At 70.2% G+C, this 26,181-nt stretch carries 23 protein-coding genes and 1 pseudogene; 21 read left to right on the top strand and 3 right to left on the bottom strand.

Annotation, left to right across the window (positions count from 1 at the left end):
• Positions 1-16 precede the first annotated feature (16 nt).
• The 10 genes from BJF81_RS19460 (at position 17) to BJF81_RS08240 (ending at position 11,317) form a co-directional block, all read left to right on the top strand.
• Positions 17-520 carry a hydantoinase/oxoprolinase N-terminal domain-containing protein gene (locus BJF81_RS19460; RefSeq protein ID WP_237770113.1) on the top strand — a complete coding sequence of 168 codons (504 nt, stop codon included), beginning with the start codon at positions 17-19 and terminating at the stop codon, positions 518-520.
• A complete protein-coding gene (locus BJF81_RS08200) occupies positions 517-2,205 on the top strand; it encodes a hydantoinase/oxoprolinase family protein (RefSeq protein ID WP_237770114.1) in 1,689 nt (562 codons plus the stop codon). Before BJF81_RS19460 ends, BJF81_RS08200 begins: the two co-directional genes overlap by 4 nt.
• Before the next feature lie 31 nt (positions 2,206-2,236).
• Positions 2,237-4,078 carry a hydantoinase B/oxoprolinase family protein gene (locus tag BJF81_RS08205; protein ID WP_075957950.1) on the top strand — a complete coding sequence of 614 codons (1,842 nt, stop codon included), beginning with the start codon at positions 2,237-2,239 and terminating at the stop codon, positions 4,076-4,078.
• An 8-nt stretch (positions 4,079-4,086) separates the two neighbouring features.
• Positions 4,087-4,938 (top strand): NmrA family NAD(P)-binding protein, encoded by an 852-nt coding sequence (locus tag BJF81_RS08210; RefSeq protein WP_083664091.1) that lies wholly within the window; start codon positions 4,087-4,089, stop codon positions 4,936-4,938.
• A 40-nt stretch (positions 4,939-4,978) separates the two neighbouring features.
• Positions 4,979-5,917, top strand: a complete 939-nt coding sequence (locus tag BJF81_RS08215; RefSeq protein WP_075957929.1) for a carbamate kinase — start codon at positions 4,979-4,981, stop codon at positions 5,915-5,917.
• An 85-nt stretch (positions 5,918-6,002) separates the two neighbouring features.
• Positions 6,003-7,409, top strand: coding sequence for an MFS transporter (locus BJF81_RS08220; protein WP_237770116.1), 1,407 nt, complete (start codon positions 6,003-6,005; stop codon positions 7,407-7,409).
• Positions 7,410-7,480: 71 nt separating this feature from the next.
• Positions 7,481-7,771 (top strand): hypothetical protein, encoded by a 291-nt coding sequence (locus BJF81_RS08225; RefSeq protein WP_075957930.1) that lies wholly within the window; start codon positions 7,481-7,483, stop codon positions 7,769-7,771.
• Between the two features lie 4 nt (positions 7,772-7,775).
• Positions 7,776-9,284, top strand: a complete 1,509-nt coding sequence (locus BJF81_RS08230; RefSeq protein ID WP_075957931.1) for a long-chain-fatty-acid--CoA ligase — start codon at positions 7,776-7,778, stop codon at positions 9,282-9,284.
• On the top strand, positions 9,281-9,796 hold the full coding sequence (locus BJF81_RS08235) for a hypothetical protein (RefSeq protein ID WP_075957932.1): 516 nt from the start codon (positions 9,281-9,283) through the stop codon (positions 9,794-9,796). Before BJF81_RS08230 ends, BJF81_RS08235 begins: the two co-directional genes overlap by 4 nt.
• 63 nt (positions 9,797-9,859) lie before the next feature.
• A complete protein-coding gene (locus tag BJF81_RS08240) occupies positions 9,860-11,317 on the top strand; it encodes a sodium/glutamate symporter (protein ID WP_075957933.1) in 1,458 nt (485 codons plus the stop codon).
• Positions 11,318-11,341: 24 nt separating this feature from the next.
• Here BJF81_RS08240 and BJF81_RS08245 read toward each other — a convergent pair whose 3' ends face one another.
• Positions 11,342-12,307: an L-lactate dehydrogenase gene (locus tag BJF81_RS08245; RefSeq protein WP_075957934.1), complete on the bottom strand. Its 966-nt coding sequence runs from the start codon at positions 12,305-12,307 to the stop codon at positions 11,342-11,344.
• Positions 12,308-12,392: 85 nt separating this feature from the next.
• Here BJF81_RS08245 and BJF81_RS08250 point away from each other — a divergent pair, with 85 nt between their 5' ends.
• The gene (locus tag BJF81_RS08250) at positions 12,393-13,595 is read left to right on the top strand and encodes a dicarboxylate/amino acid:cation symporter (protein ID WP_075957935.1); all 1,203 of its coding nucleotides are present in this window, start codon (positions 12,393-12,395) and stop codon (positions 13,593-13,595) included.
• 6 nt (positions 13,596-13,601) lie between these two features.
• On the opposite strand, the gene BJF81_RS08255 is transcribed toward BJF81_RS08250, so the two are convergent.
• Positions 13,602-14,861, bottom strand: a complete 1,260-nt coding sequence (locus BJF81_RS08255; protein WP_075957936.1) for an NAD(P)/FAD-dependent oxidoreductase — start codon at positions 14,859-14,861, stop codon at positions 13,602-13,604.
• A 66-nt stretch (positions 14,862-14,927) separates the two neighbouring features.
• Between BJF81_RS08255 and BJF81_RS08260 the strand changes: the two genes are divergently transcribed.
• Complete coding sequence (locus tag BJF81_RS08260; protein WP_143780739.1) at positions 14,928-15,800, top strand: nucleotidyltransferase family protein; 873 nt, start codon at positions 14,928-14,930, stop codon at positions 15,798-15,800.
• 95 nt (positions 15,801-15,895) lie between these two features.
• Positions 15,896-16,099, top strand: a complete 204-nt coding sequence (locus tag BJF81_RS17405) for a hypothetical protein (protein WP_143780740.1) — start codon at positions 15,896-15,898, stop codon at positions 16,097-16,099.
• Here BJF81_RS17405 and BJF81_RS08270 read toward each other — a convergent pair.
• Entirely contained in the window at positions 16,096-17,622 is a 1,527-nt protein-coding gene (locus BJF81_RS08270; RefSeq protein WP_075957939.1) for a polysaccharide biosynthesis tyrosine autokinase, read from the bottom strand. The genes BJF81_RS17405 and BJF81_RS08270 overlap by 4 nt on opposite strands.
• Positions 17,623-17,698: 76 nt before the next feature.
• On the opposite strand from BJF81_RS08270, the gene BJF81_RS08275 reads away from it, so the two are divergent.
• From BJF81_RS08275 to BJF81_RS08315, 8 genes and pseudogenes are all read left to right on the top strand, one after another.
• Positions 17,699-19,675 (top strand): glycosyltransferase, encoded by a 1,977-nt coding sequence (locus tag BJF81_RS08275; protein WP_237770117.1) that lies wholly within the window; start codon positions 17,699-17,701, stop codon positions 19,673-19,675.
• Complete coding sequence (locus BJF81_RS08280; RefSeq protein ID WP_075957941.1) at positions 19,659-20,975, top strand: O-antigen ligase family protein; 1,317 nt, start codon at positions 19,659-19,661, stop codon at positions 20,973-20,975. The genes BJF81_RS08275 and BJF81_RS08280 overlap by 17 nt, the downstream gene beginning before the upstream one ends.
• Positions 20,972-21,493, top strand: a pseudogene (locus tag BJF81_RS21470) (glycosyltransferase); the annotation flags it as partial. The gene BJF81_RS08280 and the pseudogene BJF81_RS21470, both read left to right, overlap by 4 nt.
• 245 nt (positions 21,494-21,738) lie before the next feature.
• A complete protein-coding gene (locus BJF81_RS17975) occupies positions 21,739-22,104 on the top strand; it encodes a glycosyltransferase (protein ID WP_083664092.1) in 366 nt (121 codons plus the stop codon).
• Complete coding sequence (locus BJF81_RS08300; protein ID WP_075957944.1) at positions 22,101-23,108, top strand: glycosyltransferase family 4 protein; 1,008 nt, start codon at positions 22,101-22,103, stop codon at positions 23,106-23,108. The genes BJF81_RS17975 and BJF81_RS08300 overlap by 4 nt, the downstream gene beginning before the upstream one ends.
• On the top strand, positions 23,105-24,226 hold the full coding sequence (locus tag BJF81_RS08305; RefSeq protein ID WP_075957945.1) for a glycosyltransferase: 1,122 nt from the start codon (positions 23,105-23,107) through the stop codon (positions 24,224-24,226). The genes BJF81_RS08300 and BJF81_RS08305 overlap by 4 nt, the downstream gene beginning before the upstream one ends.
• A 143-nt stretch (positions 24,227-24,369) precedes the next feature.
• Positions 24,370-25,218 carry a glycosyltransferase family 4 protein gene (locus BJF81_RS08310; protein WP_342447105.1) on the top strand — a complete coding sequence of 283 codons (849 nt, stop codon included), beginning with the start codon at positions 24,370-24,372 and terminating at the stop codon, positions 25,216-25,218.
• 259 nt (positions 25,219-25,477) lie between these two features.
• Complete coding sequence (locus tag BJF81_RS08315; protein WP_158068644.1) at positions 25,478-26,095, top strand: helix-turn-helix domain-containing protein; 618 nt, start codon at positions 25,478-25,480, stop codon at positions 26,093-26,095.
• Positions 26,096-26,181: the final 86 nt, after the last annotated feature.

The raw sequence follows: 26,181 nt of genomic DNA on the forward strand, positions 1-26,181 counted from the left end.
CCCGAAGGGACGCTGGATGAGCACCGCGACGCACCGCCGGATCAGGATCGGCATCGACACCGGAGGGACGTTCACCGACGTCGTCGCCTTCGACGAGGACGCCGGGACGATCACCACGACCAAGACCCCGTCCACGCCGAGCAACCCGGCCGACGGCTTCATCAACGGCGTCGACAAGGTGCTCGAGATCCTCGGCGCCACCGGCGAGGACGTCACCGCCGTCTCCCACGGCACCACGGTGGCGACCAACCAGCTGCTCGAGGCCAAGCTCGACCCGTTGGGCTTCATCACCACCAAGGGCTACGAGTTCGTCCTGGAGATCGCCCGCCAGGCCGTGCCGGACGGCTACGGCAACTCCTACTTCTGGGTCAAGCCCGAGCGCATCGTCCCGGCCGATCTCGTCAAGACCGTCGGCGGCCGGATGGACTTCGAGGGCAACGAGGTCCGCCCCTTCGACGAGGAGGCGCCCGCGCGGTCGCCCGCTGGTTCAAGGAGAAGGGCATCAACACCCTCGGCGTGAACTTCCTGCATGCCTACGCCAACCCCGCCCACGAGACGCGGATGCGCGAGATCCTCGCCGAGGAGCACCCGCAGGCCGTCGTCTCCCTCTCCAGCGAGGTGCTGCGGGAGTACCGCGAGTACGAGCGGTCGATGACCACCCTCGTCGACGCCGCGGTCAAGCCCAAGGTCAGCGCCTACGTGGCCAACATCTCCGAGCGCCTGCGGTCCTACACCGGCACGGACGTCAAGGGCGCCGAGGGCTCCGGGGGGTCCACGGGGGGCGACGCCCCCCGCGCGATGCCCTTCTACATCATGAAGTCCAACGGCGGCGTCCTCTCCGCCGAGGAGGTCGTCCACCAGCCGATCACCACCGTGCTCTCCGGCCCCGCGGCCGGCGCGCTCGGCGCGGCGATGGTCTCCGGCCTGGCCGGCTTCGACAAGGTCCTCACCTGCGACGGCGGCGGCACGTCCACCGACGTCTCGGTCGTGCTCGGCGGCGAGCCGACGCTGACCACGGAGGGCTCGGTCGGGGCCTACCCCTCCAAGATCCCGATGATCGACGTCGTCACCGTCGGCGCCGGTGGTGGCTCCATCGCCTGGATCTCACCGGACGGCTCGCTCAAGGTCGGCCCGCACTCGGCCGGCGCCGACCCCGGCCCGCTCTGCTACGGCAGGGGCGGTGCCGACGGCGCCCCCACGATCACCGACGCCCACCTGCTGCTCGGCCGGATCCCCCCGCACCTGCTCGGCGGCGAGATCCCGCTCGACGTGGACGCGGCCCGGACCGGTCTGCAGGAGATCGCCGGCCGGCTCGGCCTCGACGTCGAGCACGCGGCCACCGGCATCCTGGAGATCAGCGCCTGGAACCAGGCCAACGCGCTGCGCCAGATCTCGGTCAAGCGCGGCCTGGACGTCCGTGACTTCATGCTCGCCACCTTCGGCGGCTCCGGCTCGCTGCTGGCCTGCCGCCTCGTCGACATCCTCGACCTGGCCGGCGTCATCGTCCCGCTCAACCCGGGCAACGTCTCGGCCTTCGGCCTGCTCACCGTGGACGTCAAGAACGACTACGTGCAGACGATGGTCGCCAAGCACGTCCACCTCGACCTGGGCCAGCTCAACCGGGCCTTCGACGACCTCACCGCCCGCGCCACCCACGCGCTGGACCTCGAGGGCTTCGACCGTGCCGACCACCAGTTCCAGCGGACCGCCGACCTGCGCTACGTGGGCCAGGCCTTCGAGGTGCGGGTGCCGGTGCCGGTCGAGGAGCTCGGCGAGGCCGCCGCCGACCAGGTCGCCGAGGCCTTCCACGACGCCCACAAGGCGCTCTACGGCTACGACTTCCGCGGCGACGACCGCCAGGAGGTCGAGTGGGTCAACCTGCGCGTCACCGGCGTCGGCCCGATCACCCGGCCGTCCATCCCGCAGATCGGCACCGGCGAGGGGGACGCCGAGCGCGCCCGCACCTCGACCCGCCCGGTCTGCTTCGACGCGGCCGACGGCTACGTCGACACCCCGGTCTACTGGCGCCCCGACCTGCGGGACGGCGACCAGGTCCAGGGCCCGGCCGTCATCGAGGAGTTCGGCTCCACCGTCCCCGTCCACCCCGGCTTCCAGGTCCGGGTCGACGCCTGGGGCAACCTCGTCATCACCAAGCCCGGCGGCGGGGTCGTCGCCGGCGCGCAGCAGCAGGAGGAGCAGGCATGAGCACCCCCACCACCGCCCCGGCCGTCGACCGATCGTCGTCGAGATCGTCCAGGGCACCCTGGCCTCGGTCGAGATGGAGGTCGAGACCGCCATCGCCCGCACCTCGCGCAGCCCGATGATCCGCGACGCGCACGACTTCCGCGCCGGCATCCACGACCGCCAGCTGCGCAAGCTGACCGGCCGGTCCTACAGCGCCCTGGTGCACCCCGTCGCCCGCGACTTCCCGCTGGAGACGATGAAGCCCGGGGACGTGTTCTTCCACAACGACGTCTACGAGTCCGAGGGCGGCATCGGCCACCTGCCCGACCTGTGCGTCACCGTGCCGGTCTTCCACGAGGGCGAGGTCGTCTGCTTCGTCCAGGCGTTCGGCCACCACGACGACATCGGCGGGGCCACCCCCGGCTCGATGCCGTCGGCGGCCACGAGCGTCTACGAGGAGGGCCTCATGGTCCCCCCGATCAAGCTGTGGGACCAGGGCGTGCCCAACGAGGCGGCGCTGCGGATCATGACCCGCAACTCCCGGATGCCGGAGTCGTTGGCCGCCGACCTGGACGCCGAGTGCTCCGCCTGCCTCATGGGCGCGGCCCGGCTCACCGAGCTGTTCGAGCGCTACGGCCGCCAGACCGTCGAGGGCGCCTTCCAGGCGATCCTGGACAAGACGACCGAGACCTACCGGCGCGAGATCCTCTCCAAGATCCCCGACGGGGAGTACGTCTGGGAGGACTACGCCGAGCACGACGGCGTCGACGAGCCCAAGCTGCACACCCAGCGGATCACCCTGACCAAGACCAGCACCGGCGGCCCGGGCGACGGCCCGAAGATCACCATCGACTTCACCGGCACCGCCCCCCAGGCCAAGGGCCCGATCAACCACTGCGGCGACTACGCCGACGGCAACTTCCTCAAGAAGTGGCTGGCCCCGATCCTGCGCAACCTGGCCGACACCCCCGAGCGGATGGGCGAGCTGGACGTCAACGAGGGCGTGGTGCCGCTCATCGAGATGAAGTTCCCGGAGAAGGGCACCCTGCTCACGCCGATCTTCCCGGCGCCGACCAACGCCCGCACCTTCGTCATCCTGCGCCTGCTCGGCGTGCTCGCCGGCGTCATCGCCAAGGCGGTCGACGGCAAGATGCCGGCCGACCAGGAGACGATCCGCTACACCGGCGTCTACGGCAAGGACCGCGACGGCAAGGACTACCTCATGCGCGAGGTGCTCGGCGGCGGCGCCGGCGGGCGCTACTACGCCGACGGCGAGGACACCATCCACGTCGTCCCGGACTCGCGCAACCTGCCGACCGAGTTCACCGAGTCCCGCTTCCCGTTCCTCGTCGAGCGCCTCGGCCTGGCCGTCGACTCCGGCGGCCCCGGGCGCTACCGCGGCGGCCTGGGCTACGAGAAGCACATCCGGATGCTCAAGGACGCCAACTTCATGTCCATCGCCGACCGCTCGATCCTGGCCTGCTGGGGCGTCAAGGGTGGCAAGGCGGGGCGCCCCTTCGAGGTGTGCATCGACCCGGGCGGTCCCGAGGAGAGGTATGTCGATGCGCTCGCCGACGCCGAGCCCGTCAAGGCCGGCCAGGTGATCCGGATCCGGACCACCGGCGGCGGCGGCTGGGGCGACCCGCTGGAGCGCCCGGTCGAGGAGGTCGAGCGCGACCTGCGCTGGGGCAAGGTCTCCTTCGAGGGCGCCCGCCGCGACTACGGCGTGGTCGCCTCCGGCACCAAGGAGGACCCCGTGATCGACGCGGCCGCCACCGAGCAGCTGCGCGCGCAGCTGCGGGACGGGCGCGGCGAGGAGCCGTTCTTCGACCGCGGCCCGGGCTACGCCCAGCTGGCCGGCGGGGCCACCGCGGCGGACGTCGACTGGCTCTGAGCACGGGCGTGGACGCGGCGACCGTCACGGTGCTCGGCGCGACCGGCAAGACCGGTCGTGCCGTGGCCCGCGCGGCACTGCGCCGGGGCCTGCACGTCCGGGGCACCTCGCGGCACGAGGCCTCCCCCGGTGGACCCGGCGAGCTGCCCGACGGCGCCGACCGGTCCCTCGCCGACCTGCTGACCGGGGAGGGACTGGTGGACGCCCTCCGCGGCGCGGACGCGGCATACCTGATCGTGCCCAACGTGCACCCCGCGGAGGTGGACGTCGTCGCCCGGGCCGCACGGGTGGCGGAGCAGGTGGGCGTGGCCCGGGTCGTCTACCACTCGGTCGCCGACCCCGACGACGCCCGGATGCCGCACCACGTGCGCAAGGGGCGGGCCGAGCGCGAGCTGCGCGCGGTGCGGCCCGACGCGGTCGTGCTGCGGCCGTGCGCCTACCAGCAGAACCTGCTGGCGCCGGCGCTGGACGGGCGCATCGAGGTGCCCTACCGGCTGGACGCGCCGTTCAGCCTGGTCGACCTGGACGACGTCGCCGAGGTGGCCGCGGCCGCCCTCGCCGGCGAGCTCGAGCCCGGGTCGACGCACGTGCTCGCCGGGCCTGAGGACCTCACGGTCGCCGACCTGGCCGAGGCCGCCACCCGCATCGTGGGCCGGCCGGTCACCGCCGCCGCGACGACCGTCGAGGAGTGGCGGGCGGGCCCGGGGGCCGGGCTGGACCCCGGTGCGGCCGCCGACCTGGAGGCGATGTTCCGGGCCTACGACGAGACCGGCTTCGTCGCCGACCCGCAGCCGCTGGCCCGACTGCTCGACCGCCCGCCCACCACCTGGACCGACCTGCTGCGCAGGCACGCCCGATGACCCTCCGGCACCGTCGCCGGACCGACCGAAGGACACCTGCATGAGGATCGTCGTCGCCCTCGGGGGCAACGCCATGACCGCCACCGACGGCAGCTCGAGCCCGGACGACCAGCGGGCCGCCATCGAGGAGGCTGCCGGGCACATCGCCACGCTCGTCGCCGCCGGTCACGAGGTCGTCGTCACCCACGGCAACGGGCCCCAGGTCGGCAACATCCTGCTCAAGAACGAGCTGTCCGCCCACCTGCTGACGCCCGTGAGCCTCGACTGGTGCGGCGCGCAGACGCAGGGGACGATCGGCTTCACCCTGATGAACGCCCTGGAGCGCCGCCTCGCCGCGGTCGGCACGCCCCGGCCGGTCGCCACCCTCGTCTCCCGCACGCTCGTCGACCCCGACGACCCCGCGTTCGACCAACCGACGAAGGCCGTCGGCCCCTACAACGACGCCGAGCACGCCGCCCGGATGACCGAGCAGGGGCAGTCGTGGCGGGACGAGGGCACCAAGGGGTGGCGGCGGCTCGTGCCCTCGCCCGAGCCGCGGGAGATCGTCGACGCCCCCGCGGTGGAGGCGCTCGTCGGGCAGGGCTTCCTCGTCGTCTCCTCCGGCGGCGGCGGGATCCCGGTCGTCGCGTCGGCCGCCGGCGGCTACGAGGGGATCGAGGCCGTCATCGACAAGGACCTCACCGCGACCCTGCTCAGCCGCCAGGTCGGTGCAGACCTGCTGGTCATCGCCACCGACGTGGAGCACGCCGTGCTGCGGTGGGGAACCCCGGAGGCCCGGCCGATCGGCGAGGTCGACGCCGCGACGATGCGGCGCCACATCGAGGCCGGCGAGTTCGGCGTCGGCTCGATGCTTCCCAAGGTGGACGCCGTGACCCGGTTCGTCGAGGGCGGCGGCCCACGGGCCGTGGTGACCTCGCTGCCGTCGATCGCCAGGGCCGTCGAGGGCGGCACCGGGACGGTCGTCGTCCCGTCGGCCTGAGCCATCCCCTCGCGGACGGCCCGACCTCGACGGCTACGGCCGTGCCGAGCCCCCCGCGCGGGCCTGATCCTCTACGGTCGGTCGCGTGGCCACCGCTGACGACGACACCGTGACCGGCCCGGGCGAGCGCCGGCCGGCCGACCCCGCCCCGACGGGGACCCTCGACCCCGCCAAGGTCACCACCTCCCTCGAGGCGTCCGGGGGAGCGGGTCTTGGCAAGATCACGGCCTGGGCGTTCTGGGACTGGGGCAGCCAGCCCTGGAACACCGTCATCACCACCTTCGTCTTCGCCGTCTACATCACCGGCGAGAGCTTCGGCTCGACGAACTACACCTCCCAGATGCTCGCCCTGGCGACCGGGGTCGCCGGGTTGTTCGTCGCTGCGCTGGCCCCGGTCCTGGGGCAGAACTCCGACCGGTCCGGGCGCACCGTGCGCAACCTGCGCTGGCAGACCTGGCTGCTGGCGCTGATCGCCGCGGCGCTCTTCCTCGTCAAGCCTGACCCGGCATACCTGGCCCTGGGGCTCGTGCTGCTCGGGGTGGGCTCGGTGGTCTCCGAGATCGCCGGGGTCAACTACAACGCCACCATCGAGCAGGTGGCCACCCCGCGGACCGTCGGGCGGGTCTCCGGCTACGGCTGGGGGTTCGGCTACCTGGGCGGCATCGTGGCCCTGCTGGCGATGTACTTCCTCTTCATCTCCCCCGAGGTGGGGCTGTTCGGGGTCACCGGGGACGAGGGCCTGGACATCCGGGTCTCGATGCTCATGTGCGGCATCTGGATCGCCCTCTTCACCATCCCGGCGCTCACCGCCCTCAAGGACCGCCCGGTGCCGCGGGCGCCCCGGGTGGGGATCGTCGACTCCTACCGGCTGCTCTTCGGCACGGTGCGGCGGCTGTGGGGCACCTCCCGGCACACGGTCTGGTTCCTGCTGGCCTCGGCCCTGTTCCGGGACGGGCTGGCCGGGGTCTTCGCCTTCGGTGCCGTCCTCGCTGCCGGGACCTTCGGGATGAGCGCCGGCGAGGTGATCATCTTCGGCGCCGCGGCCAACATCGTGGCGGGGGTGGCCACGATCGGGTTCGGCGCGGTCGACGACCGGTTCGGTCCCAAGAAGGTCATCCTGCTGTCCCTGTTCTCCCTCGTCATGCTCGGCCTGCTGATCTTCTTCCTCCACGACGGGGGCAAGACCGTCTTCTGGGTGCTCGGCCTCGGGCTGACCGTCTTCGTCGGGCCCGCCCAGGCGGCGTCCCGGTCGTTCCTCGCCCGGCTCATCCCGGAGGGCAAGAGTGGGGAGATCTTCGGGCTCTACGCCACGACCGGCCGGGTGGTCTCGTTCCTGTCCCCGGCGGCCTTCGGCCTGGGCATCTGGCTGGGCGCCCGTGTCACCGGCGAGGAGAACACGCAGTACTGGGGGATCCTCGGCATCGTGCTCATCCTGGCGGCCGGCGCCCTGGCGATGCTGCCGGTCAAGGAGCACACCGACCACCGGATGTGAGCTCAGAGCGGCCTCGACCTGCCGAACGTCCTCGACCTGCCGAACCGCGGTGACGGTGCCACGATCGGCCCATGACCTTCCCCAGCCCCGGTCCCCGCGACGGCCTCCCCGATCCCGACCAGCCGCCCGGGGCCGAACCGGCCGACCCCTGGGCCGAGGACGAGGCGCGCCGGCGCGCCCAGCAGCCGGAGGGGTGGACCTCCGAGCCCGGCGGCCTGGGACCGCTGCCCGGCCGCACCTGGCGCCGGGGCAACACCCGCGTCACCGTCGGCGGCTGCTGCCTGCCGCTGCCGATCGGCTGCCTCACCACCCTCGTCGCGGCAGGGGTGGCCGCGGCCGCCGTGGCACGGCGGGCAGGATGAACCCATGACCGCCAACATCGCCAGCAACCTCACCCGCACCGCCGAGCGGCACGGCGACCGCCCCGCGATCGTCCTGGACGACGTCCGGCTCAGCTACGCCGAGCTGGAGCTCTCCGCCCGCCAGCTCGCCGGGTGGCTGCGCAGCCGGGGCATCGGCGTCGGCGACCGGGTCGCGCTCATGCTCCCCAACGTCCCGGCCTTCCCGGTGATCTACTACGCCACGCTGCGGCTGGGCGGGATCGTCGTGCCGATGAACCCGCTGTTCAAGCGGCGCGAGATCCAGTACTACCTCGAGGACTCCGGCGCCAGCCTCCTCGTCGCCATGCCTGGCGACGAGGTCAGCGCCGCCGCCGAGGCCGCCGGCGTCCCCGTTCTCGCGGTCGGCCCGGAGGGCCTGAGCTCCTACGTCCACGGCGAGGAGGCCACCGACCCGGTCGAGGAGGTCGTCGAGCGCGCCGGCGACGACACCGCCGTCATCCTCTACACCTCGGGCACCACCGGCCGGCCCAAGGGCGCCGAGCTGACCCACGACAACCTGCAGACCAACCAGGCCACCACGACCGAGACGCTGCTGCACCTCGGCCCCGAGGACGTGGTCATGGGCTGCCTGCCGCTGTTCCACGTCTTCGGGATGACCTGCGCGCTCAACACCGCGGTGGCCGCCGGCGCGGCGCTGACGATGATCCCGCGGTTCGAGCCGGGCAAGGCCCTGGAGGTCATGGAGCGCGACCGGGTCACCGTCTTCGAGGGCGTCCCCACGATGTATGGCGCCATGCTGGCCCACGCCACCGGCGTCGCCGGCCAGGTCCCCGACCTGTCCACGCTGCGGACGGCCGTCTCCGGCGGGGCCAGCCTGCCGGTGGAGCTGATGCGCCGGTTCGAGGACACCTTCGGCTGCCAGATCCTCGAGGGCTACGGCCTGTCCGAGACCAGCCCGGTCGCCTCCTTCAACCACCCCGACCGGGAGCGCAAGGCGGGCTCGATCGGCATACCCGTCCGCGGGGTGGAGATGAAGCTCGCCGGCACCGTGGGCGAGGGGGAGGAGCCCGAGGGCGGGATCGGGGAGATCTGCATCCGCGGCGAGAACATCATGAAGGGCTACTGGGGCAAGCCCGAGGCCACCGCCGAGGCCATCGACGCCGACGGGTGGTTCCACTCCGGCGACCTGGCCCGCTTCGACGAGGACGGCTACTACTTCATCGTCGACCGCAAGAAGGACATGATCAACCGCGGCGGGCTCAACGTCTACCCGCGCGAGATCGAGGAGCTGCTCTACGAGCACCCGGCGGTCGCGGAGGCGGCTGTCGTCGGCGTGCCCCACCCTGAGCTGGGGGAGGAGGTCAGCGCGTATGTCGTGCTCGCGCCGGGTGCGCAGGCGACCGAGGGGGAACTGGTCGAGCACGTGCGCTCGCAGGTGGCGCCGTACAAGTACCCGCGGACCGTCCACCTCATCGAGGAGCTGCCCAAGGGCGCCACCGGCAAGATCCTCAAGCGCGAGCTGCGGACCTCGTGACCCCCGGCGCACGGCCGCGCGCCCGGGCGGCGCGGGCCACCCTGGCCGCCGCGGCCGTGGCGCTGGCCCTCTCCGGCTGCGCCCAGCAGGAGGTCGAGGAGCCGGACCCGCCTCCGGTCGTGGACGCCGTCCCGGACGACGAGGCCGAGGCCACCTCCGCCGACACCGGGCCGCTGCCGGTCGAGACGGTGTCCGACCGCGGCATCGTCCTGGTCACCACGAGCGTGGTGCTGTCCGGCGAGTCCTCACCCATCACCGGCCAGCTCGTCACCGGCCCGGGCGGCTGCCTGGCCCTGGACCGTCAGGGCCCGCCCGCGCTGCTCGTGCTCCCCGAGGGGACCGAGCTGTCCGCCGGCAACCGGCCGTCGGTGACGTGGGGGGACGTGACGATCGAGGTGGGCGGGCCGTTGCAGCTGGACGCCGTGGCCGTCCCGCTGGACCGGTTCGAGGGGCTGCCGGACGGGTGCGGGGAGGGCGCGGCCGGCGCGGCCCTGGTCGTCTCTCCCGGCTGACGAGCGCGCCGACCCGCCCTGTGCCACACTCGCCGGGACTGACCCCGGACGAAGGTGATCGGCATGTCTCCCAACCAGATCGGTTTCGCACTCCTGATCCTCGGACTGTTCCTGCTCCTGGGCAAGGTCATCCGCGTCAAGGTCGGCTGGGTGCAGCGGCTCTTCCTGCCCAGCTCGATCATCGGCGGCTTCCTCATCCTGCTGCTGGGCCCGCAGGTCCTGGGCCAGCTCGTCCCCGCGCTCTCCGAGGCCGGGGTGTTCACCGAGGAGATGCGCACCGTCTGGGTTGCCCTGCCCGGCCTGCTCATCAGCGTCGTCTTCGCCACGATGTTCCTCGGCCAGGACCTGCCCAGCCCCAAGCGGGCCGCCAACCTGGTCGGGCCCCAGCTCTCGCTCGGCGTCGCGCTGGGCTCGAGCCAGTACGTCGTCGGCCTCCTCATCGCCGCCCTGATCCTCGTGCCCGTCTTCAGCGCCAGCCCGATGACCGGAGCGCTCATCGAGATCGGCTTCGAGGGCGGCCACGGCACCGCCGCCGGCATGCGCGGGGTGATGGAGGAGCTCGGCTTCACCGAGGGCGCCGACCTGGCCGTCGGCCTGGCGACCGTCGGCATCGTCGGCGGTGTGGTCATCGGGATCGCCCTCATCAACTGGGGCGTGCGCACCGGCCGCACCGAGCTGCTCAAGGGCGACGTCAAGGCGTCCGTCGACGAGCAGAAGGGCCTGTTCAGCAAGGACGAGTACTACCCCGCCGCCACGATGACCTCCCGCCCCGCCTCGGTCGAGCCGCTGTCGCTGCACATGGCCCTCGTCGCCGTGGCCATCCTCATCGGCTGGGGGATCCTCGAGGCGCTGCGCTGGATCGAGGCACAGACCTACTCCTCGGTCATGCTCAACGACTCCACCCCGCTGGAGGTCTTCGCCTACGTCCCGCTGTTCCCGCTCGCCCTCATCGGCGGGGTCATCCTGCAGGCGATCGCCGCCGCGCTGAACGTGGACCACCTCATCGACCACCAGATGATGCTGCGCATCCAGGGCTGGGCGTTGGACTTCCTGATCGTCGCGGCCATCGGCACCCTGTCCCTCATGGCGATCGGCGCCAACATCGGGGCGTTCACCCTGCTGGCCCTGGCCGGGATCGGCGTCAACGTCGCCCTCTTCCTGTGGCTGGCGCCGCGCATCATCGGCCGCTACTGGTTCGAGCGCGGCATCGGCGACTTCGGCCAGTCGATGGGCGTGACGGCGACCGGTCTGATCCTCATGCGGATCACCGACCCCGACGCCAAGAGCCCGGCGTTCGAGGCGTTCGGCTACAAGCAGCTCATCTTCGAGCCGTTCTTCGGCGGCGGCATGGTGACCGCCCTGGCGGTGCCGATCATCTACCTCACCGGCATCTGGCCGCTGTTCATCGCGATGCTCATCACCTTCCTCGTCGCCCTCGGCGCCGGCATCTTCTACTACGGGCCGAAGGCGAAGGTGGAGCGCGAGCAGGCGCGGGAGGGCACCTCCGCGGTCACCACCTGAGGGGTATGCCGCGGGCGGAGAAGGTCAGAACCCGAACCGCTGCGCCGTCGCCCTGATCGAGTCCGCGCTGCGTCGCAGCAGCGCGACCTCCTCGTCGGTCATCGGCACGAGGAGACGCTCGCCGGCGCCGCGGTGGTCGACGACCGTCGGCACCGAGAGACTCACGTCGCTGAGGCTGCGGTAGTCGTCCAGCCAGGTCGAGACCGGCAGGACGGCGTGCTCGGCCCGCAGGACGGACTCGACGATCCGGCACACCGCCAGGCCAACGGCGTAGTTGGTGGCGCCCTTGCCCGCGATGATCCGGTAGGCCGAGCGCATGACGTCCTCGGCGATCTCCTCGCGGGTGGCTTCGTCCAGGCCGCCGTGCAGGGCGTCCCACTCGAGCAGCGGGACGCCCCCGACGCTGGCCGAGCTCCACAGCGGGAACTCGGTGTCCCCGTGCTCGCCGACCACGTTGGCGTGCACGCTCGTCACGGCGACCCCGAGCCGGGTGGCGATCGCGTGCCGCAGGCGGGAGGAGTCGAGGACGGTGCCCGAGCCGAAGAGCTGGTTGGCCGGCAGACCGGTGACCCTCAGCGCGGCGGTGGTGACGACGTCGACCGGGTTGGTCACCATGACGTAGGTCGCGTCCGGGGCGACCTCGACGAGGCGGGGCATGAGCTTGCGGGTCAGGTTGAGGGTCGACTCGGCCAGCTCCATCCGGCTCTGCCCGGGCTGCTGCTTGGCGCCGGCGGTCACGACGACGACCCGGGCCCCACGGCATACCTCGATGTCGTCGCTGCCCTCGACCTGCCCCATGGGGGTGAACGCCAGCCCGTGGTTGAGGTCGAGGACCTCGGCCTCGACCTTGGCGGCGTTGACGTCGTGCAGGACGACGTGGCGGGCGGTGCCGCGGACGAGCGCCGCGTAGGCGATGGTGGCGCCGACCGATCCCGCGCCGATGACCGCGAGCGTGGGCGGGCTGGCCGGGGTGCGGCTGGTGTCCGTCATGCGCCCAGTCTTCCGCACCGGTGAGGTGACCCGCCGGTAGGCGCACCATACTTGCCCCGATCGGTGGCGGTGGGACCATCACGGTATGAGGAAGCTCGGGCTGCTGCCCCGGATCGGGATCGCCATCGTGCTGGGCATTGGCTTCGGCCTGTTCCTGCCGGAGGCGGTGGTGCGGGTCTTCGTCACCTTCAACGGGCTGTTCTCCAGCTTTCTGGGGTTCATCATCCCGCTGATCATCGTGGGGCTCATCACCCCGGCGATCGGCGAGCTGGGGCGCGGGGCCGGGAAGTGGCTGGGGGTGACCGCCGGGATCGCCTACGGGTCGACGGTGTTCGCCGGGCTGATGGCCTTCCTCATCAGCTGGGCGCTGCTGCCGCGGATGCTGCAGGCAGGCGACTTCACCGAGCTGACCAACCCCGAGGAGGCGCTGCTCGGCCCCTACTTCACCGTCGAGATGGCCCCGGTGTTCGGCGTGATGACCGCGCTCGTGCTGTCGTTCGTCGTCGGCCTGGGGCTGACGGTGCTGCCGACCGACGGGCTGCAGCGCGGGTTCAACGAGCTGCGGACGATCATCGAGACGGTCATCGCCAAGGTCATCATCCCGCTGCTGCCGGTCTACATCTTCGGCATCTTCCTCAACATGACGGTCGCCGGCCAGGTCGCGGAGGTGATCGCGACCTTCCTCGGCGTCATCGTGCTCGTCTTCGCGATGACCGCCGTGCTGCTGCTCCTGCAGTACGTCATCGCCGGGTCGATGACCGGCCGCAACCCGCTCAAGGCGCTGAAGACGATGTCGCCGGCCTACCTGACCGCGCTGGGCACCTCGTCCTCGGCGGCCACGATCCCGGTGACGCTGCGTCAGGCGATCGAGATCGGCGTGCGGCCGCAGGTGGCGTCGTTCACCGTGCCGCTGTGCGCGACCATCCACCTGGCCGGGTCGACGCTGAAGATCGCGTCGTTCTCCCTGGCCGTGATGGTGCTGGCCGGCATCGAGATCAACGCGCCGATCTTCATCGGCTTCATCCTCATGCTCGGCATCACGATGGTGGCCGCTCCGGGCGTGCCGGGCGGCGCGATCTTCGCCGCGTCGGGGCTGCTGTCCTCGATGCTGGGCTTCACCGAGCCGCAGGTCGGCCTGATGATCGCGACCTACATCGCCATCGACAGCTTCGGCACCGCGACGAACGTCACCGGTGACGGTGCGATCGCCATGGTGGTCGACAAGCTCAGCGGCGGCCGGGTCGACGAGCCGGCACCGGAGGAGATGCCCGAGCCGCTGGTGGGCTGACCGCCGTCAACCGGCCTGGTCGAGCAGGCCCCGCCGGTGCAGGTAGCCCTCGGCCGCCCGCTGCCCGCTGGTCATCGCCCCGTCGATCGAGGCCATGTCCATGTGGTCGCCGGCGACGATGAGGCCCTCGGCGACCTCCATCGCCGCCCGCTCCTGGAACGGCGCCGGCTCGGCCGGCAGGGCGTAGGGGATGTCGTCGCGGCGCAGCAGCTGCCAGTCGGTGGTGTCCACGCCGTAGAGCCCGCCCACGTGCCGCAGCACGTCCTCGTCGACAACGGGGTCCTGCCCGCCCCGCCAGAGGCTGCTCGCCTGGACGAGGGCGCGCCCGTCGGGGGCGTAGCCGGGGGCCACGTTGGTCACGACGGATGAGACGACCACCGGCCCCGGGTTCTCCCGCTGGTCGATGACGACGGCCTTGAGGTCGGTGGGCGGGTGGGTGACGGCATACCAGTGGGTCGTGTAGCCCTTGCCGGGCTTGGCCGGCCGCCCGGTCAGGTGGCCGGCCGTGGTCGGGTCGGTGGCGACGACCACCAGGTCGGCGGTGATGTCCTCGCCGTCGACGGTCCGGACCCGTCCGGAGCTGACCTCGGCGACCTCCTTGCCGAGCTCGACCGGGGTGGTCAGCCGGGCGGCCAGCTGCTCGGGCAGCGCCTGCATGCCCTGCGCCGGCAGTCCGGGGGTGCCGAGGGCGAAGGTGCGGACGAGCAGCTGGGTGAAGACGGTCGAGGTGCTGCCGTCGTCCTCGAGCAGCACGCCGGCGAGGAAGCCGTCGACGATCTTGCGCAGCGGACCGACGAACCCGGCGTCGTCCATCGACCGGCGGCGGGGCACGTCGTCCTCGACGTTGGCCAGCAGGTTGCTCGTGCTCAGGGCCGGTGCCGCCCAGCGGGCGAGCGAGGCCACGCTGGCGGGGTGCAGCTTGCCCGAGCGCAGGGTCTGCGCGAGGAGCTGGGGCTCGCGGCGCGGGTCGGCGACGACGAGCAGCTCCTCGGTGCGGGCGGAGCGGATCGCGACGCCGGCGGTCATCTTCCGCAGGTCCAGCGCCTTGAGGTCGACCAGCTCCCTGACCATCGGGTAGGCCGGGTTGAGCACCTGGAAGCCCCGGTCCAGCCGGAACCCGTCGACGACGTCGGTGCGCACCCGGCCGCCGACACCGTCGGAGGCTTCGAGGACGCGCACGGAGATCCCGTGCTCCTGGAGGGTGAGGGCGCAGGTGAGACCGGCGAGACCGGCCCCGACGACGACGACTTCGGTCTGGGCGGGCATGCACGCCAGGGTATGCGGCCGGCGTCGTCCTCGCCTGTCGAGATCGAGCACCACCGGGGTGGCACGATGGGGCGCGTGCAGGACGTCCCGACCGCCGAGGTGCCGATGGAGGTGCGCATCGAGTTCGCCCACGCCGCGCTGCAGCACCTGGCCGACCAGGAGGGGGTCGACCTGGTGCACATCAAGGGGATCGCGTTCGAGCCCAGATGGCGTTCGCGGGCGTCGGGCGGCAGCGACGCGGACGTGCTGGTCCGGCCCAGCCAGGTGGAGCGGTTCGTCTCCGCCGTCGAGGCGACCGGGTGGCGTCGTCGTTCGAGGTTCCGCACCGGGTCGCCCTTCGGGCACGCCCAGACCTACTGGCACGACCACCTGGGGTATGCCGACGTGCACCGGTTCTTCCCCGGCACCAGGCCGGACGAGACCGCGTTCGACGTCCTCTGGGCCCGGCGCCAGAGGCGGGAGCTGGCGGCGGTCGCGTGCCCCGTGCCGGACGAGGCCGGGCAGGCCTTGATCTTCGCGCTCAACGAGGCCCGCAACGGGGCCACGGTTCGCACCCAGCCCAGGCTCGCCGAGCTGGTCGACGACCCTCGGCTGGGCGGCGAGGTCGTGGCGCTCGTCCCGCAGGTGGGTGCAGAGGTGGGCTGGGCCGCCGCCCTGGACGAGCTGGACCGGGTCCGGGGCCACCGAGAGCACGACCTGTGGCACGCGGTCGCGCGGGACGGGAGTCGGGTGGCCGAGTGGCGGGCCCGGGTCAAGGCCCAGCCCACGGTCCTGGGCAAGGTCGGCCTCGTCGTCCGGGCACCGATGGTCAACACCGAGCACCTGGCGAACACCCGTGGGCACGAGCCCACCGCCTGGGAGGTCGCCGTGGAGTTCCTCGACCGTGGCCGGCGGGCCGGTCTGGAGCTGTGGCGCGCCCGACCGGGCGGGGCACGGTGAGCCCCGGGCAGGCCCGGTGGGTCCTGGCTGACGGATGGGGGATGGTCGACCGCCCCGAAGACGGAGAGCACGGGGGGACGCTCTACCTCGCTCCCGTGCGCACGGGTGAGATCCACGTCGTGACCGGGGCGGCAGCGGTGGTCGCCCGGACGTCGCTGGTGAGCACCGATCTGCCCGAGCTCCGCGACCGGACGGCCGACGCCCTGCAGGTCACCACGCAGGAGGTCGACGACGAGGTCCTGGTCGAGGTGCTCGACGACCTCCAGCGTCTGGGCGCCGTCGTCGGACGGCCGGCCTAGCTCTGGTCGGCCCGCTCGTCGATCCGCCGCCGGCTGCGGGCACGGAACTCCAGCCCCTCGCTGCTCTCCGTGAGCCGTGCCCGGTCGGCCCGGGCCCGGGCCGCCGCCTCGGCGTGCGGACGGGACGCCTGCATCCGGCGGTCGCGGCGGCTGGGTCGACGGCGCCGGTTCCGGGCACCCTCCGGGCGGGTGGGGGCGTCGTCCCCGTTGTAGTAGTTGTAGTAGGCGCTCGGCTGCGGCGGCGACTTGGTCAGCACGAACCCGGCGATGTGGGTCTCGGTCGTCTCGAGGGTGCGCAGCGCCTCGGACAGGTGCCGCTTGCGGGTCTCGCCCGAGGCGACGACCAGCAGCATGCCGCCGGTGAGCTTCTCGATGACCATCGCGTCGGTCACCGGCAGGACGGGCGGGGTGTCGACGAGGATGAAGTCGTAGTCCTCGCTGAGCCGGTCGAAGAGGTCCTGCATCTTGGTCGACCCGAGCAGCTCGCTGGGGTTGGGCGGGGTCTCGCCGGAGGCCAGCACGTGCAGGTTCGTGCCGCCCCACCGCTGGACGACGTCCTCCAGCTCGGCGTCGCCGAGGAGCACGGTGGTCAGGCCGACGGCCCCCTCCAGGCCCATGTTGGTGGCGACCGAGGGGTGGCGCAGGTCGGCGTCGATGAGCAGCACCTTGGTCCCGGCGTCGGACATCGCCAGGGCCAGGTTGATCGCCGTCGTCGTCTTCCCCTCCCCGGGCAGCGTCGAGCTGACGACGAAGGAGTGCTTGCCCGTCGTGACGTCGACGAACATCATGTTGGTCCGCAGGCGACGGACGGCCTCGGCCTGCGGACCGAACGGGTCGATGTCGAGGTAGAGCGCGTGGGGGTCGTCGTCCTTGCGGAAGGGCACGCTGCTGAGGACCGGGCGGTCGGACAGCGCGTCGATGTCGCGCACCTCCCGGACCCGCTGGTCAAGGGCCTGGCGGGCCACGGCGAAGGCGACCCCGAGGAGGAGGCCGGCGAGCGCGCCGAGGGCGAGGTTGCGCAGCGGGTCGGGCTCGATCGGACGGTTCGGCACCGACGCCGGGACGATCGTCTCGGCGCTAACCGACTGACCGCTCGTGGCGAGCATGGGCGAGAAGTTGCGCGCGACCGCCGCGAGCTGCTGCGGCACCGCCGTCGCCGCGTCGGCGGCGACCTGCGCGTCGTGCGCGCGGACCCGTACGTCCAGCAGGGGGGTGTCGCCGGAGCGCTCGGCCGAGACGTTCAGCATGGTGCCGGGGGCGACGCCGAGCTGCTCGCGGACCGGGTCCAGCACGATCGGCGAGGTGGCGACCTGGATGACCGTGGCCAGCTCGGCCGCCGGCATGTTGTAGACGTTGGCCGAGTCGCTCTGGTTGTTGGCCAGCAGGTAGACGCGCGTGGAGGACTCGTAGACGGGACGGGTCTGCAGGGTCGCCAGGGCCGTGGCCGCGACCACCACCAGCATCGTCGCCAGCACCAACCTCCACCGCTGGCGCAGCGTGGTGAGGAAGTCACGGACGGTCACGGGGCCCTCCTCCCGTCGACGAAATCACCCGTATCCTACCCGTATGCGCGTCCTCCGCCTTTTCCACAGCGGGGTGATGACAGCCTGGAGAGCCAGGGAGCGCGAGCTGCGTCGGCTGGGGCACGACGTCCGTCTGCTCTCCGCCCGTCGGTGGGACGAGGGGGGCGCCGTCGTCACCCTCCGACCCGACCCCGGGGAGAAGGACGGGGACGTGGTGCCGGTCGCCACCGTTGGACATCATCCGGCCCTGTTCGCGTACGACCCGCGGCCGATCTGGCGGGCCCTGGGGGAGCGGTGGGACGTGCTCGACCTGCACGAGGAGCCGTTCGCCGTCAGCACGTTCATGTCCCTCGGGATGCGCACGATCCGCCGCAACCGGGCGCCCTACGCCCTCTACTCCGCGCAGAACATCGACAAGCGCTACCCCGTGCCCTTCCGCTGGTGGGAGCGGTGGACGCTGCGGCACGCGCGGGCCCTTATCGTCTGCAACAACGAGGCGGGTGAGATCTGCCGGCGCAAGGGCTTCCCCGGCGTGCCCGACGTCATCCCGCTCGGGGTCGACGTCGAGCGGTTCTCCCCGGCCGACCGTCGCCCCCCGGTGGCTGATGCCCCGGTGCAGGTCGGGTATGTCGGTCGCCTCGCCCCCCACAAGGGGGTCGACGTGCTGCTGGACGCCGTGGCCGCCCACCCCGAGCTGGAGCTGACCGTCGTCGGTGCCGGGCCCCAGGAGGAGGAGCTGCGGCAACGCCCCGACGAGCCCGGGCTGAGCGAGCGGGTGCGCTTCGCCGGCGCCGCGACCCAGGAGGAGCTCCCCGGGCTGCTGCAGGGGATGGACGTGCTGGCGGTGCCGTCGCTGACCACGCCGGGGTGGGTTGAGCAGTTCGGCCGGGTCGTCGTCGAGGCGATGGCGGCGGGTGTCCCGGTCGTGGCGAGCGACAGCGGGGCGCTGCCGGATGTCGTCGGGGAGGCGGGACTGCTGGTGCCGGAAGGCGACCCGGCCGCCCTGGGAGAGGCGCTGCTGCGCGTAGGCCGTGAGCCGGGACTCTGGGAGCGGTTGCATCAGGCTGGTCTAGAGCGCGCCCAGGAATGCTCCTGGGAGCGGGTGGCCCAGCGTTACGACGAGGTCTACCGCCGGATGACGCACTCGACCCGCAGCGAGGTCGCGGACACGACCGACCCGGAGGCGGTGGTCGTGGCCTACGGCTCGCCCGAGCTGCTGCGCTCCGCACTGGAGCCCGTCCGTGAGCTGACGGTCACCGTCGTCGACAACTCCTCTTTGCCGGAGATCCGGGACCTGTGCGCCGAGCTGGGCGTCCGTTACCTCGACCCGGGATGGAACGGCGGCTTCGCCGCCGGCGTGAACCACGCTCTGGCCCACCGTCAGACCCCCGGCTCCGACGTGCTCCTGCTCAACCCTGACGCGATCGTCGACGTCGACGGCGTGCGCCAGCTCCACCGAGCCCTGCGTGCGGACCCCGATCTGGCCAGCGTCGCACCGGCCCAGGTTGACGCAGACGGTCGGCCGGCACGGGTCGCCTGGCCCTTCCCCACCCCCGTGCGGTCCTGGATCGAGGCCAAAGGCCTGGGCCGGCTCAACGACCGGCATGAGGACTACGTCATCGGGTCGGTGCTGCTGCTTCGTGCGGAGGCGCTGGAGCAGGTCGGTGGCTTCGACGACGACTTCTTCCTCTACGCAGAGGAGACCGACTGGGCCAAGCGGGCCTCGCTCATGGGCTGGCACCACCGGCTGGTGCCCGAGGTGACTGCTGTGCACTTCGGGGCTGCCACCTCGACTGACCCGCAGCGCCGGGAGGTCCACTTCCACGCCGGGCAGGAGCGATACTTCCGGAAGCATTTCGGTGGTGCTGGCTGGCAGAGCGCGCGGTCGGCGCAGGTCATGGGCGCAGCGTTACGTTCCGCACTTCTCCCCGGTGGACGCGCCGAGCACGCCCGGATGCGTGCGACCCTCCTATGTAGAGGGCCCAAGCGAATTGAGCGAGAACAGTTCGGCAGACCGGCCCGCGAGGGGTGCACGCATGACTCCATGGCATGAACGCCTCAGGCTTCCGGCCCTCATTGCCCTTACGGTCAGCGCAGTCGCGCTCGCCCTGCTGGTGGGCTACGCACTACCGCAGCAGCCGTTACTTGTCGTTGGCGGCGTCGTCCTGATGTGTGTCGCCACCTTCGCGCTCGCTCAGCCGGTGCTGCTCCCCCTCCTGGCCATGCCTCTGATCGTGGTCGTGGCCCGCTTTGGTGCTGGCCCGGTAGATATGACCATTTCCGACTGGATGCTGGGGCTGGCCTTCTGGCCAGCACTGCTCTTCGCGCCGCGTCCGCTCAGCGACCCCATGCGGAAACTCCTCTGGCTGAACGCCATCTACCAGTCTGCAACCCTGTTCACGCTCGTTGCTAACCCGTATTTCGCTAACACGGTGGAGTGGGGGCATGCGTGGTTGCTGGTGTCTGGTGCCCTCCTGGTCGGGTGGCACGTAGGCGCCTCCGGACATGCCCGTCTTGGAGTGCGCTTGTTCCTCGCAGCCTGCTTAGCTCTAGCGCTTCCGACCATCGGCCAAGCGATCCTCCAGTACGCCCGAGGGGACTTCGGTGCGGTCTACCCTCAATGGCCGTGGCCGATGCACAAGAATTTCATCGGTAATCTTATGGCCATCGCGGCCGTCTTGGTCTACGCCAGACCCCGGTGGGCCGGACTGTCGCGGAGATGGGCCCTGCCGTTGCTGCTGGTGCTCCTCAGCGCACTCGCCGTGTCTCAGGCCCGTCAGGCGATCGTCGGCCTCGCCGTAGGCATTCTTGTGGTTTCGTTGCGGAGACACGGCGAGCGTCGTCGGGCCACTTTCGCCCTAGCCACGGCGATCCCCATGGTCTACATCGTCCTGACCATGGCCCGCGACCAGATCGCCTCAGGCAACATCCACAACTCCTGGTTTCAGCGACTGGATTGGTATGCCGACTCGATCCGGATCTGGCGTGAAGCACCCTTGGTGGGCCACGGTCTGCGCTACTGGACCCAAGCTGAAGCCCCGGCGGCGTTCCAGCCGCCGAACGCCTTCCTCGAGGTCATGGCCTCGACGGGCGTTGTGGGCCTAGCGGCCTTTCTAACCCTGTGGGTGGGACTCATCGTCGTTCTCCTTCGGATGAACGCTGACTACGGCACGCTCGCGCTCGCGCTGGCCTTGTCTCGATTAGGACAAGCTCAGTTCGATCTCTTCTGGGTGAGTATCGGGGTGTCCGCGCCCTTCCTGCTCATAGGAGTGTGTCTCGGGGTAGCCAGTGAGGCTGCTGAGAGGCGACAGAGCCGGGCGGGCCACGAGTCCGGAGCGTTGGTGTCGGGATGATCATCCTTCAAATTTCACCTGAGTTCGGCACAGGCACTGGCGTCGGTGGCGTCGCGGAAGCCCTGGAAGACAGATGGCTCGCGCTCGGGCACGACGTCCGCAGGTTCGGGCCCGAGGAGGCGGGGTGTGGCCCCTTGTCATCTCTTGGCCCCGGTCTACGTGGGCGCATCAGGCTCGCCAGCCGTGTGGTGTGGTTCAGCAGCGTGGGGACAATCCGCGCACGGCGCGTGATTCGGGACCTTCCACCGGGGGCCGTCACGGTGTGCCATAACGACGCGCTCGCGGGCGATGTCTACATCAATCACGGCTTGTTGGCCACAGCGATGAGGGCGCGTGGGCGCTTCTTCTGGCGTATGGTGCGCAACCCCTTGCATCTGTTCACTTCGGTCAGGGACGCGTATCGATACCGGGCAGGTGTCCACCGCGTCGTCGTCAACTTGAGCGAGGCAGACCGCCAATCCTTGATCCACCAGTACGGACTGTCGCCCCAGGAGGTGGTCGTTATCCCCAACGGTGTGCATCTGGACCGCTACTCACCAACGTCGCCTGCCGAGCGGGCGGAGGCCAGGCGTGCGCTAGGCATACCTGAGGGTGTGTGGGTGGCCGTCTTTGTGGGCCACGAGTACGACCGCAAGGGCCTGCAGTTCCTGCTCGGGGCGCTTCCTGGCCTGCCCGATCACCACGCTGTCGTGGTGGGCGGCACAGCTGAGCAGGTGCGACGTGGGCGCAAGGGGCTGGCACCACACCTCGCGTCCCGTGTGCACTGGCTGGGACGCTACCCGACCCTCGACAGGCTTTGTCAGCCTCCGACGTGCTGGTTCTCCCAAGCGCCTACGAAGCTAACCCCCTGGTCGTTCTCGAAGCGCTCGCCGCTGGACTCCAGGTGGTGGCGACCCCGGTGGGCTCCGTGCCCGAGCTTCTGGCTAATGACGAGGTCTCGAAGATCGTGGAGAGAACGTCGGAGGGTGTCTGCGGCGGGTTGGCTGCGCTCGCGGCAGCAGATGTGGCGCCAGAGGAGGTGCGGCGTCGGGCGAGGTCGATCGCCGAGACAATGAGCTGGGACATCGTAGCAGCGAAGTACCTTGAACTCTTTGATCAGATGGATTCTAAGGATGACCTCTCGCGATGAGAGTCCTTCACGTAATCCGTTCGGACGGGTTCGCCGGTGTTGAGCGTCACGTCGCCACACTGGCCGGTGGCCAGGCTGCCTTTGGGCACGATGTTGCTGTCGTAGGTGGCGACCCACGACGGATGCGGGGAGCACTGGCTCAGACCACAGTGCGGCTCGAATCCGCTGCTACGTTGCCCGAGACGGTGGGGCGCGTACGTCGTTACGCCCGGGGAGCGGAGGTCGTTCATGCCCATATGACGGCCGCCGAGTTCGCAGCCTCCATCGCATCTCTGGGTACACCGATGGTAGTCACAAGGCACTTTGCGCGACCGCGTGGCTCTACCGCGCCAGGTCGGCTGGCGGGGAGGTTCATCAGCCGTCGCATCGCGGCGCAGATCGCCATCAGCCACTATGTCGCCGGCGCCGTGGGCGAACGATCAACTGTGGTGCATTCAGGCGTGCCGGACCAGCCAAGAAGCAGCGAAGCCCGGAATAGCACCATTTTGGTCGCGCAACGACTCCAGCCCGAGAAGGAGACTGAGGTTGCGTTGAGGGCCTTTGCCCACTCCTTGCCGCCGGGGTGGCGGCTGCAGATCGCGGGTGAGGGAGGCGAAGCCGAAAGACTCCGAACTTTGGCTATAGACCTCGGAGTTGCGGACTCCGTCGATTTCCTCGGACAACGAGCAGACGTGAACGACCTCATGAGACGCGCAGGTGTCTTTCTGTCTCCCTGCAGAGTGGAAGGACTCGGGATGGCGGTGCTGGAGGCGATGTCGCACGGGCTGCCCGTGGTCGCCAGTGACTCCGGCGCGCATCCCGAGACGGTCGGCCTCAGTTCACGTTCTTCCCTGTTTGCCCCAGGGGATTGGCGGCAGGCCGGTGACTTGTTGTCGCAGTTGTGCCTGGATGAGGAGAAGCGCGTATCCTACGGTGCTGAGCTGCAGACAATTCAACGGTCCACCTTCTCGATCGACAGCCAGGTGGCTCAGACCGATCGGGTCTACCAGGAAGTCCTTCGATGACTGACCTCGTGGTCGTCTCCCTTGAGCCTTGGGACGACGTGTGGAGACGGAATCAGCACCTGGTCGCGGGACTACTCCGCCGCAAGTCAGTCGATCGCGTCCTCTTCGTAGAACCTCCCGTAGACCATCTGCACGAGATCACCAAGGGTCATCGCCCTCAGCTGCGGAAATCAGGGTTACGGAGAGTTTCGTTGGAGGGGGTCCGGAGTGGCCGGCTCCAAGCTCTGCGGCAACTGAAGGTGCTACCTCGTCGCTGGGACCCCGAAGGGGACCGCAGGCGCGCCTCGGCCATCGCGAAGGTAGCCTTCAGGATCGGATTCCGAGAGCCTGTCCTGTGGATCAACGACCCAGGAGGGGACGTTGTCCTCCGTGAGACCGGATGGCGCAGCTTGTACGACATCACGGATGACTGGCTTGTCGCCGACCGCCCCGAGCGGGAGCAGGAACGCATCCGCGCTCAGGAGAGCCACCTTCTGGAGCGCTGTGATGCGATCGTGGTCTGTTCGCCGAGGCTGCTGGCAAAGGGACTGCCGTCCAACCCGGCGCACCTCGTTCCCAACGCGGTCGACGTCGGGGCCTACAGGACGTCGTGGCCGAGACCAGGCGAGTTACCGAGTGGGCGAGTGGCCCTGTACGTCGGAACCTTGCACCGTGACCGGCTGGATCTGGACCTGACCGTCCAGACGGCCGCACATCTGATGGGAACGGCATCGGTCGTTCTCCTTGGACCGGTGGCACTGGAGGAACATGACAGACAGTTTCTTCGGAATGCAGGTGTTCACCTCCTCGGGGCTGTGCACAGCGCCAGTGTCCCTGCGTTCCTTCAACATGCAGACGTGCTTATCCTCCCGCATGTCATCAGCCCCTTCACTGAGAGCCTCGACCCCATTAAGGCCTATGAGTACAAGGCTTCTGGGCGGCCTGTGGTAGCTACCCGGGTTCCTGGGTTCCGGGACGATACCTCTGGCCTCGTGCACTTGGCCTCAGGGCAAGCTTTCGCCGGACGAGTCTTGGACCTCGTTACAGCCGACCTTCCATCGGTGACGCCCTCCGACGTGCCGGACTGGCAAGAGCGGGTTGCCGCGTTCGAGCAGATCCTGGACCGGATCAGCGAATGACCATCGTCGTCAACCAGAGCTGGCAGGGGCAGCGCATCACTGGTCAGCAGCGGTACGCCCAAGAAACATCTAGACGCCTCCTCGCGGCTCCCGGAGTCGTCGCCCGCCCCTCCGCGGTACCCTCCTCGCGTGTACGAGCCTGGATGTCAGCCCAGGGACTCGCGGTCCCCCGGGCCTGGGGTGAGTGCCTCGTCACCCTGACGTCTCGAGGGCCATTGTGGCATCCAAGGCATGTCGTGACTATTCACGATCATTTTGTCTTGACGAACCCTGAATGGTACTCACCCAGGTATGTAGCGACACACGCACCCCTCTTGAGGGCTCAGATATCTGGTGCTAGGGGCCTCATTTTTGTCAGTGACAGTACCCGAAAACGACATCACAGCTTATTCGGGGATCGGCTGCCCTCTGTGGTTGCTCCCAACGGTGTGAACCCGCCACTAGTGGAGTCCTCGGAGCCGCCGGTACACCTGGGTCACCCGTTCTTCCTGGGGGTGGGCTCGAGAGACCCAAGAAAGAACACTGCGAGGCTTATCCGAGCCTATGAGGCCCTGCCCAAGGACATCCGCGAAAGTTATTCACTCGTCCTCGTGGGTGGAGCCGACTCTAGTGTCTTTGCCGGAGCGAGTTCGATCAGAAGTGGAAACGGTGTCGTGCTGCTCGATTACGTAACGGACGAGCACCTCTGGTCGCTGTACCGCCGGGCCGTGGCACTCGTGATGCCAAGTATTGATGAAGGCTTCGGACTGCCGCTCGTAGAGGCTGCCGCAGTGGGTACCCCGCTCATAGTCTCTGATATTTCCGTTTTTCGGTGGATAGCTGGAGACTCGGCCGTCTACTTCGATCCTCTGGACCGCGTTTCGATCACTGATGCTTTGGCGGCCGTAGTTTCTGGCACGACTGCATTGCCGGCGCCTCCGGATGTCAGCGGCCGGTTCAACTGGGGATCGAGTAGCGCTAGCATTCTCGAGTTTGTTCGCAAGCTAGACTGACTGGGCTATCTGGGAAGCGTGTTCCGCCGTTAACTGGCTCTTCGTCTTTGAGGGTGGGGTGAGGGCGGCACGCCGACGGGCTGGGTGAGGCCGGAACGGGTCGAGGTCCCCGATGATCAGGGGACTTCTACCTCTCCCGATCGCCAAGGACCTCGACGTGCCTGAGCCTACGTCGTGCTGCCGTGCCCTGGGCACCGCCGGCGCGTACTGCCACAGCTGTGACCTCCTTCTGGGCCTTGAGGGCCTGCACGTGACCGCGGTGGATCGCGGCGAGGACCTGCTGACCGTCACGGTGGAGTCGACACCGGGGCCGGTCGGGTGCCCGGCCTGCGGGGTGGTGGCCGAGTCGCTGGGCCGTCGGACGGTCCGCCTGGTCGACGCCCCGTGCTTCACCACCCCGGTCGTGCTGCTGTGGCGCAAGCGCCGCTACCGGTGCCGCGAGGACGCCTGCGCGATGGTCACGTTCACCGAGCAGGAACCGGACCTGGTCCGCCCTCGTGGACTGCTCACCACCAGGGCCGCGCGGTGGGCCATCACGCAGATCCGGCGCGAGCACGCCTCGGTGCAGGGCACCGCCCGCCAGCTCGGCGTGCGGTGGCGCACCGTGTGGTCGGCGATCAAGCCGATCCTGGCCGCCGCGGCCGAAGACGAGACCCGCTTCGCCGGGGTGTCCACCCTGGGGGTGGACGAGCACGTGTGGCACCACGTGTCCACCAAGGCGCCCGAGGAGGGCGGCCGCGGACCCAAGGAGCTGACCGGCATGGTCGACCTCACCGCCGATGAGAACGGGCAGGACGCTCCTATGGTCTGTCAAGCGTTGCCTGGGCGGGCCTGTGCTCGAGGAGTCGGTAGAGGTCTCGGGCGACGTAGCGCTTGAGGCAGCGTTTGATGTCTCGGGTGGTCTTGCCCTCGGTGGTGCGACGGGCGACATAGTCACGAGTGCCCGCTTGGTAGCGGATCCGG

It is taken from the genome of Ornithinimicrobium sp. CNJ-824, from assembly GCF_001942405.1.
In the GTDB taxonomy this organism is placed as follows: Bacteria; Actinomycetota; Actinomycetes; order Actinomycetales; family Dermatophilaceae; genus Ornithinicoccus; species Ornithinicoccus kibberensis.